Below are 12,234 nucleotides of genomic sequence, written 5' to 3'. Positions count from 1 at the left end.
AATACAATGAGTAAATTAAAAATTGCGATTCAGAAAAGCGGCAGACTTTACGAGGATTCTCTACAGCTCCTCAAAGACTGTGGTATTTTTGTCAACAACGGGAAAGACCAGCTAAAAGTTTCCGTAGACAACTTTCCGATGGAGATTATGTATCTCAGAAATTCAGACATCCCACAGTACCTTGAAGATGGAGTGGTAGATATTGCCATTGTCGGTGAAAATCTCCTGGCCGAAAAACAGAAAAACATCCAGATTGTTCAGAAGCTTGGATTCTCAAAATGCCGTGTTTCTTTAGCCGTTCCCAAAGAAGTGGAAACCGATGATATTTCCTATTTCCAGGGAAGAAAAATTGCCACTTCATATCCCAATACCCTTAAAAACTTCCTTGAGAAAGGAGGAATAACTTCCGACATTCATATTATCTCCGGTTCAGTGGAAATAGCCCCCAATATTGGATTGGCAGACGGAATCTGTGATATTGTGAGCTCCGGAAGCACCTTATTTAAAAACGGATTAAGGGAAACCGTCACAATTCTGAAATCAGAAGCCGTTTTAGCAAAGACCTCTTGGCTCGATACCCAAAAAGAAGCCATTCTGGATAAATTCCTGTTCAGAATTAAATCCGTTTTAAAAGCAAAAAAATCCAAATATATTCTCATGAATGTTCCTGATGATAAGATCAGCGATATTGCTTCAGTTCTTCCCGTTCTGAAAAGCCCTACCGTTATTCCTTTGGCAGAAAAAGGATGGAGCAGCATTCATTCCGTGATTGATGAAGAAAGATTTTGGGACGTGATTGATGAACTGAAAGAAAACGGAGCTCAGGATATACTCATTATTCCAATTGATAAAATGGTTATTTAATTATGAAAATATACAGATATCCAGAAAAAAAAACATGGCCGGATCTGGTACAACGACCTGTTTTCGAACGAGAAGAAATATCGGGACTCATTACGGAAATATTTGAAGCCGTTGGAAAAGGCGGAGACCAGGCACTTATTGAGTTCAACAAGAAATTTGATAAAGCTGTAACTCAACAGATCACAGTTTCAGAAACCGAATTGGCCAATGCAGAAAATGAAATTTCTGAAGACTTAAAGAAGGCTATTCAGCAGGCAAAAGAAAATATTTCAAAATTCCATGCTTCCCAAATTGTAGAAACACAAAAAATAGAAACCATAAAAGGAGTAACCTGTTGGAGAGAAAACCGTGCAATTGAAAAAGTAGGTATCTATATTCCGGGAGGCACAGCACCTTTATTTTCAACAGTCCTCATGCTTGCAGTACCTGCAAATCTGGCAGGATGCAGGGAGATCATTCTCTGTACACCACCGGATAGCAGCGGAAATATTAACCCGGCTATTCTGTTTACAGCAAAGCTTTGCGGGATTACAAAAATCTTTAAAACCGGAGGAGCACAGGCTGTAGCAGCCATGGCTCTGGGAACAGAAAGTATCCCGAAAGTGTATAAAATTTTTGGACCGGGAAACCAATATGTCGTTGCTGCAAAAGAATATGCACAGCGTTATGGTGTGGCGATTGATATGCCTGCAGGTCCAAGCGAAGTCCTTGTCATTGCAGACAGCAAGGCCGTTCCCGAATTCTGTGCAGCAGATCTTTTGTCACAGGCAGAACACGGAAGCGACAGCCAGGTGGTTTTTATGACTACAGATTTTAAAATTTTCACTGAAACCATTGAAGCCGTTGAAAAGCAGATCAAAAAGCTTCCAAGAAATGAAATGGCCGGCCAGGCGTTGGATCACAGTCTTTTTATTCTGGTCAATTCTATTGATGAAGCCTTGAAATTCAGTAATCTATACGCTCCGGAACACCTTATCCTTGCATTGGAAGATTTTGATGAATATGTGCCTATGATTGAAAATGCAGGATCCGTTTTCCTGGGGAATTATTCCTGTGAGAGTGCCGGGGATTATGCCAGCGGAACCAATCATACCTTGCCAACCAATGCTTATGCAAAGAACTACAGTGGTGTATCTCTCGACAGCTTTGTCAAAAAAATCACCTTCCAGCATTTGTCTAAAGAAGGATTAAAGAAAATAGGAAAAACAATTGAAATAATGGCAGAAGCCGAAGGCCTTATTGCCCACAAAAATGCAGTATCTATAAGATTAAAATAATATAATGAAAGAATTCAACCTCAACACTTTAGTAAGAAAAAATATACTAAATATACAGCCTTACATCAGTTTCAGGGATCACAATGAGTTTAAAGCTCCGGTAATGCTGGATGCGAATGAATGTCCATTTGGGGAATTCAACAGATACCCCGATTCTTCACAGAAAAAACTTAAGAAAAAAATAGCAGAAATTAAGGGCATTTCTCCTTCGGAAATAGCATTAGGAAACGGAAGTGACGAACTGATCGACCTGATCATTAAAATCTTCTGCGAACCTAAAAAAGATGCTATTCTGATGATGAATCCTTCATTTGCAATGTATGCATTCTACGCTGCCGTGAACGAAAATGAAGTTTTAAAGCTTGATCTGGATGAAAATTTTGAAATCCTAAAAGATGATTTTCTAAAAATTACTCAGGAACAGGATATTAAAGTTTTCTTCCTGTGCTCACCAAACAACCCCACAGGAAACAGTGTACAGGATATTGAGTTTTTTATTCAGAATTTTGACGGCATTATTGTCATTGATGAAGCTTACATCGAATTTTCAGGAAATAAATCAGGAATTGAGTTGCTTGCCCAATATCCTAATGTAATTGTCCTTCAGACCTTTTCTAAAGCTTGGGGAACGGCCGGGGCAAGGGTAGGTGTGGCTTATGCTTCCGAAGGGATCATTCGTTTTATCAATACGGTGAAAGCTCCTTATAACGTAAATTCTCTAAGTCAGGAGCTTATTTTAAATCTATTGGATAATAAAGAAAAGCTTAAGGAAAATGTTGATAATATACTCAGGGAAAGAACCTGGCTGGAAGAGCAGTTTAAAACCATTGAATGTATAGAAAACGTATTCCCAACTGACGCCAATTTTTTCCTGATTAAAATGAAAAATGCTGAAGAAGTCTACAACAGAATGCTTAAAGAAGAAATTCTGACCAGTAAAAGAACACCCGCAATCCCGGACTGTATCAGAATCAATGTGGGAAGCCGTGAAGAAAACAAAAAATTAATCAATGTTTTAAAAGCAATTGCATCATGAAAAAAGTACTCTTTATAGACCGTGACGGAACACTTATTATAGAACCGCCCGAAGACTTTCAGGTAGATTCACTGGAAAAGCTTGAGTTTTTTCCCGGAGTTTTTCAGAACCTTTCCAAAATTGCCAGAGAAATGGACTATGAATTGGTAATAGTCACCAACCAGGATGGTCTGGGGACTGAAAGTTTCCCCTATGAAGATTTTATAAAGCCTCAGGAGAAAATGTTGAAAGCCTTTGAAAAGGAAGGAATTATTTTCAGCGATATTCTGATCGACAAAAGTTTTGAGCACGAAAACCTTCCTACGAGAAAACCTGGCATTGGAATGCTTTCAAAATACATTTACGGAAGTTATGATCTTGAAAATTCTTACGTTATCGGAGATAGAATGACAGATATTCAACTGGCTCAAAATTTGGGAACTAAAGCTATTTTCATTAATGAAAGCTTTAATGAAAAAGCGGCACTTACTACAACAGACTGGTCCGAGATTTACCGCTTTTTAAAGCAGGAATCGAGGACGGCTAAAGTCTACAGAAAGACCAATGAAACTGAAATTGATATTGAAATAGATCTCAACGGGAAAGGAAATGCAGAAATTTCAACGGGACTTCATTTTTTTGATCATATGCTGGACCAAATCGCCAGACACGGAAATTTAGATCTTAAAATTAAAGTTAAAGGAGATCTTAATGTGGATGAGCATCACACCATTGAAGATACAGGGATTGCTTTAGGAGAAGCTTTTGTAAAAGCACTGGGTAATAAAAAAGGGATTGAAAGATACGGGTTTCTGCTTCCAATGGATGACTGTCTGGCCCAGGCTGCTATTGATTTCGGAGGCAGGCCGTGGATCGTTTGGGACGTTGATTTCAAGAGAGAAAAAATAGGGGATGTTCCTACAGAAATGTTCTTTCACTTTTTCAAATCATTTACAGATTCTTCAAAATCCAATCTGAACATCAAAGCAGAAGGTGATAATGAACACCACAAAATAGAAGCTGTTTTCAAAGCATTTGCAAAGGCTGTTAAAATGGCAGTGAACCAGTCGGACAGCAGTTTTAATTTACCATCAACCAAAGGAAGCTTATAATTATGATTGTACTAATAAAATATAACGGGGGAAATGTAAGCTCGGTCCAGAATGCTTTGGCCAGGCTCGGTATTGGTTCCATCATTACAGATGATCCTGAACTCATCTTAAAAGCGGATAAAGTTATTTTTCCGGGTGTTGGGGAAGCTTCTTCAACAATGAAAGTCCTTAAAGAAAAAGGTGTTGATACACTTATTCCAAGTTTGAAACAGCCTGTTTTGGGAATCTGCCTGGGAATGCAGCTGATGTGTGGTGATAATGAAGAAGGTAACACAAAAGGAATGGGAATTTTCGACGTTGACGTTAAACAGTTTCCGCCCGAAAATCTGGTTCCCCACATGGGCTGGAATACTATTTCCGGGCTGGAATCTCCGCTTTTTTCAGGAATTGAGGAAAATAGTGATGTATATTTTGTTCACAGCTATTATTGTGGGCAATCAGCGTCTACCGCTGCGGTATGTGATTATATATTGCCATTCAGTGCTTCCCTGCAGAAAGACAACTTTTTTGCGGTACAGTTTCACCCGGAAAAATCGGGACTGACGGGCAGCAGGATATTAAAGAACTTTATAAAATTGTAAATGATGAAAATTATTCCAGCCATTGATATCATCGACGGAAAATGTGTCCGCCTATCAAAAGGAGATTATTCTACCAAAAAAATATACAGTGAAGATCCCGTAGAGACTGCCAAAGAATTCGAAAGCTTTGGAATTCAGTTTCTCCACCTTGTAGACCTTGACGGTGCTAAATCTAAGCATATCGTGAACCAGAAAGTCCTGGAAAACATAGCCAGGGAAACCTCTCTCCATATTGATTTTGGAGGTGGATTAAAATCCGGGAATGACATAGAAACTGCTTTCAGTTCAGGAGCAAAACAGATCACTCTCGGAAGTATTGCGGTACAGGATCCGGAATTCTGTTTTGAAATGATTCAAAAATATGGCAATGACAAGATCATTTTAGGGGCTGACTGTGAGAACAGGAAGATCAAAACATCCGGATGGATGGAAGAAAGTTCTTTAGATATCATAAGCTTTCTCCTTAAGTATCAGGATAAAGGAATCACTCAAACCATATGCACCGATATTTCAAAGGATGGAATGCTGGAAGGGCCATCCACAAATCTGTATCAAGAAATACTGGATAAAACTTCAGTAAGACTTACCGCCAGCGGTGGGATTTCCTGTATGGAAGACGTGTACAGCATGATGGAAATCGGATGTTCGGGAACTATTATTGGAAAGGCTATTTATGAGGGAAAAATAAGTTTACCACAACTGCAAAAATTTATTGAAAATGCTTAAAAAAAGAATCATTCCCTGTCTGGATATCAAGGATGGAACTACGGTAAAAGGAATTAATTTTGAAGGACTCCGAAACGCTGGAGATCCGGTAGAACTTGCCGTTAAATACGAAATGGAAGGTGCTGACGAACTGATTTTTCTGGATATTACAGCAACACTGGAAGACAGAAAGACATTTGCAGATCTGGTAAAGAAAATAGCCCGGGAATTGAGTATTCCGTTTACAGTAGGTGGCGGAATTTCTTCCGTGGAAGATGTCAGAAAACTTCTGGAAGCTGGAGCAGATAAGATAAGCATCAATTCTTCTGCCGTTAAAAACCCGCAGCTGATCTATGAGCTTGCCAAAGAATTCGGAAGCCAATGCGTGGTTGTAGCTGTTGATACACGGTTTACAGACGGATCAGATCTTGTCTATGTCAGAGGTGGAAAACAGGCTACCAGCTTAAATACTGTAAACTGGGCAAAGGATGCAGCTTCTTTGGGAGCCGGAGAAATCTTGTTGACCTCGATGGATGGTGACGGAACAAAAAACGGATTTGATATCCGCATCACCAAGCTGGTTTCAGAGGCTGTATCTATTCCTGTGATTGCTTCAGGAGGAGCTGGAAGCGCAGATGACTTCATTAAAGTATTTCATGAGACAAAAGCTACAGGAGCATTGGCAGCCAGTATTTTCCATTTCAATGAAGTGCCCATTCAGGAATTAAAACAATACTTAAAAAATCAAAAAATACCCGTACGATGAAAATAGATTTTGATAAAAATAACGGACTTGTCCCGGTCATTATCCAGGATAGCAGAACACAGCAGGTACTCATGTTGGGTTACATGAATGAGGAAGCTTTTAAAAAGACAGAAAAGGAAGGTATTGTCACCTTTTTCAGCCGTTCCAAGAACAGGCTTTGGACAAAAGGAGAGGAATCAGGCAATTTTCTGACCGTACAGAATATAAGCATAGACTGCGATCAGGATACGGTTTTAATACAGGCTACACCTAAAAATACAGTCTGCCATACCAGAAGCTTCAGCTGCTTCGGTGAAAAAGAAAGCAAAGGCTTTTTATATGAATTAGAAGCAAAGATTGCTGAAAGAATTGATGATAAAACAGAAGGTTCTTATACGTATGCTCTTTATCAGAGAGGCATTAATAAAATGGCTCAGAAAGTAGGAGAGGAAGCCGTAGAACTGGTTATTGAAGCTAAAGACAACAATGATGATCTTTTTAAGAATGAAGCCGCAGATTTGCTTTACCATTTCCTGATCCTGCTTAAGGCAAAAGGATTTGAGATGGAAGATATTGAGACAATTCTTCTAAGCAGGGATAAATAGACAGGGAAAGTATACACTGTGGGAAGAATAAAACGAAGGCTTAGTCGAATCGACCAGAAATCGATTCCGCCTTTGCAACCCTTAAGAATATATGCGTTCGGTTTAAGAAATATTGATCGTATCTGTCTCCATATCCATGTCAAGGTTTTAAACCTTGACATGGGTACTTCGATATTAATTTAGGAATAGTTTATTAGAAAAGGAAATTAAAAAACTGACCTATAGTTTTGATTTTAAACTCAATAACTCAATGAAATTAGATTAAATTAAAAAGCAGGAAAGATTTTTCCTGCTCACATCTCATGTTTAAATTTCAAATTATCTTTCAATCAGAATTTTTCGTACAGCGGTCTGTCCATCAGCTTTAATAATCCCAATATAGGCTCCTGCAGCCAGTCCTGAAACATTGATTGTCTTTTCGTTAGCCGTTTTAAGGAGTGATTTTCCTGACAGGTCTGTAATTTCGAAACTGAAATCTTTTCCGCTGGTATCGGGAAGTTCAATATGAATGATATCTTTAGAAGGATTGGGATAAATGGATACAGCTTCAAGAGAATGATTTGAAGGGGTTTCCTTTGCTCCCAGTACGACGGAGCTTACAGAAGTGGCAACGGCAAAATGCTGCAGGGCTCCCACTGTTGCTTTTCCTATTTTGTAAATATAAACAGGGTCTGTGTTTGCAAAAGTATCACTGGAAGTATGCGGATAACTACTTCTTATCCTTTCAAAAAAGCCGGTGATCACTTCGCCTTTTCTTTCAAATGGAATATAATCTGTGGCCTCTGCAGGATCCACCGCCGTAAGAAGAGGAGAATAAAGTGCTGTACAGTTTCTGAGTTGCTGCGTTACTGCTGCCGAAGCGGCATTATTACTTGTAGGTCCTGCCATATCCTGATCGCAATATACCGTATTATTGTTGTTGCCCATAACACCGCCTACCTGGTCAAGATTGAATACCAGCTTAATGTCCAATACTCTTACCCCATTTTGATAAGCTACATTATTGGCGTAATGGGTACTTCCTCTCAATCCCTGTTCCTCACCGGAAAAATGGATAAACTTAATTGAATATTCTGTAGGAACATCTTTTAAAATTCTTGCAGCTTCTAAAATAATAGAGGTTCCGCTTCCGTTATCGTTCACTCCGGGGCCATAGATACTGTCAAAATGCCCGCAGATGATTACATATTTATTAGGATAAACCGTTCCTGTTTTGGTAATGACAAGGTTTTTGGAACTTGTACTCCCAAACGTGAAAGGATCTTCTACGATCTGGCTGGCAGAATATCCAAATGAAGTGTACTTATTTTTCAGCCAGGTTAATGTATTGGCATTTTGGAGTGAACCCGTAGTTTTGATGCCCAGGTTTGAGAACTGTTGTAAGTTCGTGGTAATATTGGTTTGAGAAACCAGATTAGCCCGGTCCTGATAAGCCTGGATAAAAGTCTGGGCCTTACTGCTTAATACTGCCAGACAAACAGAAAAAATTGTGATTGTTTTTTTCATTTTAATTATTTTAAGATTGTGATGGTTGGTGATGAATCTGAACAATAAAAGTCCCGGTTTTTATCCGGGACTTAAGCTGCATTTATTTTTCAATAATGATCTTTCTGGTAATACTGGAACCTTCGGTTTTTACCGTACATAAATAAATTCCGTTTTTTAAACGCGAAACATTCATTTGAGACTTATTTGCTACCTTCAATACAGAAAGCCCCTGTAGATCAGTAATTTCAACGGTGAAATCTTTTATCATGGGATCAGGTAATTCAACAGTTAAAATATCCTTAGCAGGGCTTGGATAAATTTTTACCGATTCCAATGATTTTACTGGCTTTTCTTTATCTGCAGAAACGGCTGTAATGACTGAAGATGCTGTTGCGAAATGCTGCATGGCACCTACCGCAGCTTTGGCTACTTTGAACACATAAACAGGATCTACATTAGTAAAGGTGTCGTTCACCGTATGTTCAGTATAGCTTCTGGTATATTCATAAAAGCCTGTAATCACATATCCTTTCTGTTCAAATGGTATATAATCTGAGGCATAGGCATTGGAAATACTGGTCTGAAGAGGAGAGTACAGGGTAGTGCATGTTGCCAGCTGCTGTGTAACAGTATTGGAAGCTGCATTGTTTCCTGACTGCCCGGCAGTATCTCTTTCGCAGACGATCTTAGTATTGGTTTTGCCTAATTTTCCGCCTACCTGATCAAGGTTAAAGACTAATTTGATATCCAGCTTTTTTACACCGTTTTGATATGCAATATTATTGGCATAATGAGAGCTTCCATATAATCCCTGTTCTTCTCCTGAGAAATGAATAAACTTGATGGAATATTCAGTAGGAACATCTTTTAAAATTTTGGCTACCTCTAAAATAACTGAAGTTCCGCTGCCGTTATCATTTGTTCCGGGTCCCGTGACAGTATCGTAATGTCCGCAAATTATCACATATTTATCAGGGTATAAAGTTCCCGTTTTGGTAATGACCAGGTTCTTAGAGCTTGTACTTCCGAAAGTGAAGGGATCCTCTACAATCTGGCTGGCAGAATATCCGTAAGAAGTATACTTATTTTTGATCCAGGCCAGGGTATTGGCATTATTCAGTGATCCTGTGGTTTTTATCCCTAAATTGGAAAATTCCTGTAGATTGCTGGTAATGCTGGTCTGTGAAACCAGATCAGCCCTGTTCTTATAGGCCTGGATCAGAGTTTGGGCACTGACATTTCCGGCCGCTAATGCAGCCCATAAAAAGATGGTAAGTTTTTTCATATTAAATATTTTGGTGTGGTGTGGTTATTTCTTTATAATGATTTTCCTGGTTACGCTGTTGTTATCAGATTTTACAGTCACCATATACGTTCCGTTTGCCAGGCCGGAAGTATTCATTTTCTTTTCGTTCTCAGCATTTAAAATCAAGCGGCCATTCATATCACTAATTTCTACCTTAAAGCTATTATGGTTCTTTGGCAGTTCAATATTTAAAACATCACGGGCCGGATTAGGATAAATGCTGGTTGCTTCTAACGAATTTTCAGTCTCCACATCATCTGTTGCCAAAACAGTAGTTGAAGCTACTGCAAAGTGCTGCAATGCGCCTAAAGCTGCTTTTCCAACGTTAAATACATAAACAGGATCTACATTAGCGAAAGTATCATTCGGAGTATGTTCATTATAGCTTCTGATTGTTTCATAAAATCCTGTAATGATATCCCCTTTATTTTCAAATGGCATATAGTCAGAATTGTATGCATTTGACATCGTGGTCTGAAGTGGTGAATATAACGTGGTACAGGTCGCTAATTGTTGTGTCATCGCCAATGAAGCTGCGTTATTTCCGGTTTGCCCGCTCTGATCGCTTTCACACTTGATATTATTATTTATATTTCCCAGTTTTCCTCCAACCTGATCAATATTGAAAACCACTTTCAGGGTAAGCTGGCGTACGTTATTCTGGAAAACGACATTGTTTACATAATGAGTACTTCCCAAAAGCCCCTGTTCTTCACCGGAAAAATGAATAAATTTCACAGAATATTCTGTAGGCACATCCTTTAAAATTCTTGCTGCTTCCAGCATAATAGAAGTTCCGCTGCCATTGTCACTGACTCCCGGACCAGCTACTGTATCGTAATGACCGCAGATGATTACATAAGTGTTGGGGTAGACGGTACCTGTTTTGGTGATAATTAAATTTTTTGAAGTATTACCGTTATAGGTGAAACTATCTTCTGTGATCTGGCTTGCCTCGTACCCGTAAGACTGATATTTTGTTTTAAGCCAGTTCAGAGCGTTTGTATTTTCTAGAGTACCTGTAGCTTTTATACCAAAATCTCCAAAGGTCTGGAGGTTTGCTGTAATATTGGCTTGGGATATCTTGTCAACCCTTGTTTGATAGGCCTGTGTAAAATTCTGGCCCTGAAGGCTGTAAGCTGATAAAGAAAGGAGTAAAACAATCGTTATTTTTTTCACTTTTAACTAAAGATTTATAGATTTAATAATTCAACAAATGTAGATAATAAAAATCAATTTTATTTTATGCAAAAAGGAAAATTTTCCAATATGATTTTTTTCTGTAATACATTTTCAGAATCATGAAATTTCTCTAATATATATATGGGGTATAATGATGAAATAATAATATAACAGGTAATATAAAAAATCCCGGACATAGCCCGGGATTTATATTGATAACAAAAAATTCTACATTATTTTACTTGATCTACAACTGCTTTGAAAGCTTCAGGGTGATTCATTGCTAAATCAGCTAAAACTTTTCTGTTAAGCTCTACGTTGTTCTTTTTAAGAGCTCCCATAAACTGAGAGTAAGACATTCCATGCTCTCTGGCACCCGCGTTGATACGAGTAATCCAAAGTGATCTGAAGTTTCTCTTTTTCTCTTTTCTTCCACGGTAAGCATATTGCATTGCTTTTTCTACCGCGTTTTTAGCTACAGTCCAAACGTTCTTTCTTCTACCGAAAAAACCTTTAGCTTGCTTAATAATTTTCTTTCTGCGAGCTCTTGAAGCTACTGCATTTACTGATCTTGGCATAATTTAAATTGTTTTTTTGAAAGGGGCGGCAGCTAAACTGCTCTTAGTGGCACCATTTCAGGGTTAAATTGTTGAATTTGTTTGAATTCTTATAAACCGAATATAGATTTATAAAAACTACTTAATGGCTAATTGACGTAGAACGCTTTTTGTATCCACAGCAGCAACGTAAGAAGTCTGCGTAAGATTTCTCTTCTGCTTAGTTTCTTTCTTAGTTAAGATGTGGCTTTTGAAAGCATTCTTTCTTTTAATCTTCCCAGTTCCGGTAAGTTTAAAACGCTTTTTAGCACCTGATTTCGTTTTTAATTTTGGCATTGTTCTGCTTTTTTATTGTTTTGTTATCAATATCTTGTTTCTTTATTCCTTTGTAAACTTAGGAATAACAGTTTGCAAAATTACGAAAAAAACGTGAAGCCGACTAATTTTTCGAACAATTATTTAAGTAGTACCCGATAAATAGAACAGGGCTGTCTTTGAATTCAATTTCGTCGTTTTTATAGGCATCTGCCATTGGGGTACATTTATCTTTGAAATATTTCAATATATATTTCACACTTGCTTTCTTTACAAAAAAGGTAACGCCTTTATCATACCATGCAGACAGTACTTCCGGTTTTTTGCCATCCATTTCAATAAAATAGAGATAAGTGTCGGCAACAATGGTATTTCTGGTATTATAAAGTCCCATATAATCAGTCTTATCAACGGACTGATATACATCCAGCTTTAGTTTAGGATCATGAATTAGTTTCTTGTACAAAAGAAATTCTTATTAT

General features: G+C 38.2%; 14 protein-coding genes. 8 read left to right on the top strand and 6 right to left on the bottom strand.

The features are described 5' to 3' along the window. The first annotated feature begins 6 nt into the window (after positions 1-6). From hisG to hisIE, 8 genes are read left to right on the top strand one after another with little or no spacing between them, the layout of a single operon-like run. Positions 7-864 (top strand): ATP phosphoribosyltransferase, encoded by an 858-nt coding sequence (hisG, locus tag DRF60_RS08785; RefSeq protein ID WP_116011728.1) that lies wholly within the window; start codon positions 7-9, stop codon positions 862-864. A 2-nt stretch (positions 865-866) separates the two neighbouring features. Then, positions 867-2,141, top strand: coding sequence for a histidinol dehydrogenase (hisD, locus tag DRF60_RS08780; protein WP_116011727.1), 1,275 nt, complete (start codon positions 867-869; stop codon positions 2,139-2,141). A 4-nt stretch (positions 2,142-2,145) separates the two neighbouring features. After that, entirely contained in the window at positions 2,146-3,177 is a 1,032-nt protein-coding gene (hisC, locus tag DRF60_RS08775) for a histidinol-phosphate transaminase (protein ID WP_116011726.1), read from the top strand. Beyond that, positions 3,174-4,268 carry a bifunctional histidinol-phosphatase/imidazoleglycerol-phosphate dehydratase HisB gene (gene hisB / locus DRF60_RS08770; protein ID WP_116011725.1) on the top strand — a complete coding sequence of 365 codons (1,095 nt, stop codon included), beginning with the start codon at positions 3,174-3,176 and terminating at the stop codon, positions 4,266-4,268. Before hisC ends, hisB begins: the two co-directional genes overlap by 4 nt. Positions 4,269-4,270: 2 nt before the next feature. After that, positions 4,271-4,849 carry an imidazole glycerol phosphate synthase subunit HisH gene (gene hisH / locus DRF60_RS08765; protein ID WP_185144582.1) on the top strand — a complete coding sequence of 193 codons (579 nt, stop codon included), beginning with the start codon at positions 4,271-4,273 and terminating at the stop codon, positions 4,847-4,849. Between the two features lie 3 nt (positions 4,850-4,852). Further along, positions 4,853-5,575: a 1-(5-phosphoribosyl)-5-[(5-phosphoribosylamino)methylideneamino]imidazole-4-carboxamide isomerase gene (gene hisA, locus DRF60_RS08760; protein ID WP_116011880.1), complete on the top strand. Its 723-nt coding sequence runs from the start codon at positions 4,853-4,855 to the stop codon at positions 5,573-5,575. Further along, entirely contained in the window at positions 5,568-6,320 is a 753-nt protein-coding gene (gene hisF, locus DRF60_RS08755; RefSeq protein WP_116011723.1) for an imidazole glycerol phosphate synthase subunit HisF, read from the top strand. The genes hisA and hisF overlap by 8 nt, the downstream gene beginning before the upstream one ends. Further along, on the top strand, positions 6,317-6,904 hold the full coding sequence (gene hisIE, locus DRF60_RS08750; protein WP_116011722.1) for a bifunctional phosphoribosyl-AMP cyclohydrolase/phosphoribosyl-ATP diphosphatase HisIE: 588 nt from the start codon (positions 6,317-6,319) through the stop codon (positions 6,902-6,904). The genes hisF and hisIE overlap by 4 nt, the downstream gene beginning before the upstream one ends. A gap of 318 nt (positions 6,905-7,222) precedes the next feature. Here the strand turns inward: hisIE and DRF60_RS08745 are convergent, their stop codons facing one another. The 6 genes from DRF60_RS08745 to DRF60_RS08720 all read right to left on the bottom strand — a co-directional run bounded on the left by DRF60_RS08745 (position 7,223) and on the right by DRF60_RS08720 (position 12,218). Then, on the bottom strand, positions 7,223-8,410 hold the full coding sequence (locus tag DRF60_RS08745; protein ID WP_116011721.1) for a M28 family peptidase: 1,188 nt from the start codon (positions 8,408-8,410) through the stop codon (positions 7,223-7,225). Positions 8,411-8,492: 82 nt separating this feature from the next. After that, positions 8,493-9,677 carry a M28 family peptidase gene (locus DRF60_RS08740; protein ID WP_116011720.1) on the bottom strand — a complete coding sequence of 395 codons (1,185 nt, stop codon included), beginning with the start codon at positions 9,675-9,677 and terminating at the stop codon, positions 8,493-8,495. Between the two features lie 24 nt (positions 9,678-9,701). Next, positions 9,702-10,877, bottom strand: a complete 1,176-nt coding sequence (locus tag DRF60_RS08735; RefSeq protein ID WP_116011719.1) for a M28 family peptidase — start codon at positions 10,875-10,877, stop codon at positions 9,702-9,704. A gap of 236 nt (positions 10,878-11,113) precedes the next feature. Then, positions 11,114-11,458: a 50S ribosomal protein L20 gene (gene rplT, locus DRF60_RS08730; protein ID WP_034705993.1), complete on the bottom strand. Its 345-nt coding sequence runs from the start codon at positions 11,456-11,458 to the stop codon at positions 11,114-11,116. 117 nt (positions 11,459-11,575) lie between these two features. Continuing rightward, positions 11,576-11,773 (bottom strand): 50S ribosomal protein L35, encoded by a 198-nt coding sequence (gene rpmI, locus DRF60_RS08725; protein WP_047453167.1) that lies wholly within the window; start codon positions 11,771-11,773, stop codon positions 11,576-11,578. A gap of 103 nt (positions 11,774-11,876) precedes the next feature. Beyond that, positions 11,877-12,218, bottom strand: coding sequence for a hypothetical protein (locus DRF60_RS08720; RefSeq protein ID WP_116011718.1), 342 nt, complete (start codon positions 12,216-12,218; stop codon positions 11,877-11,879). Positions 12,219-12,234: the final 16 nt, after the last annotated feature.

Origin of the sequence: Chryseobacterium elymi, assembly GCF_003385495.1 — a bacterium.
GTDB classification, from domain to species: domain Bacteria; phylum Bacteroidota; class Bacteroidia; order Flavobacteriales; family Weeksellaceae; genus Chryseobacterium; species Chryseobacterium elymi.
Note: the sequence above shows the minus strand (reverse complement) of the source record. Positions and strands in the feature narration are given on the sequence as shown.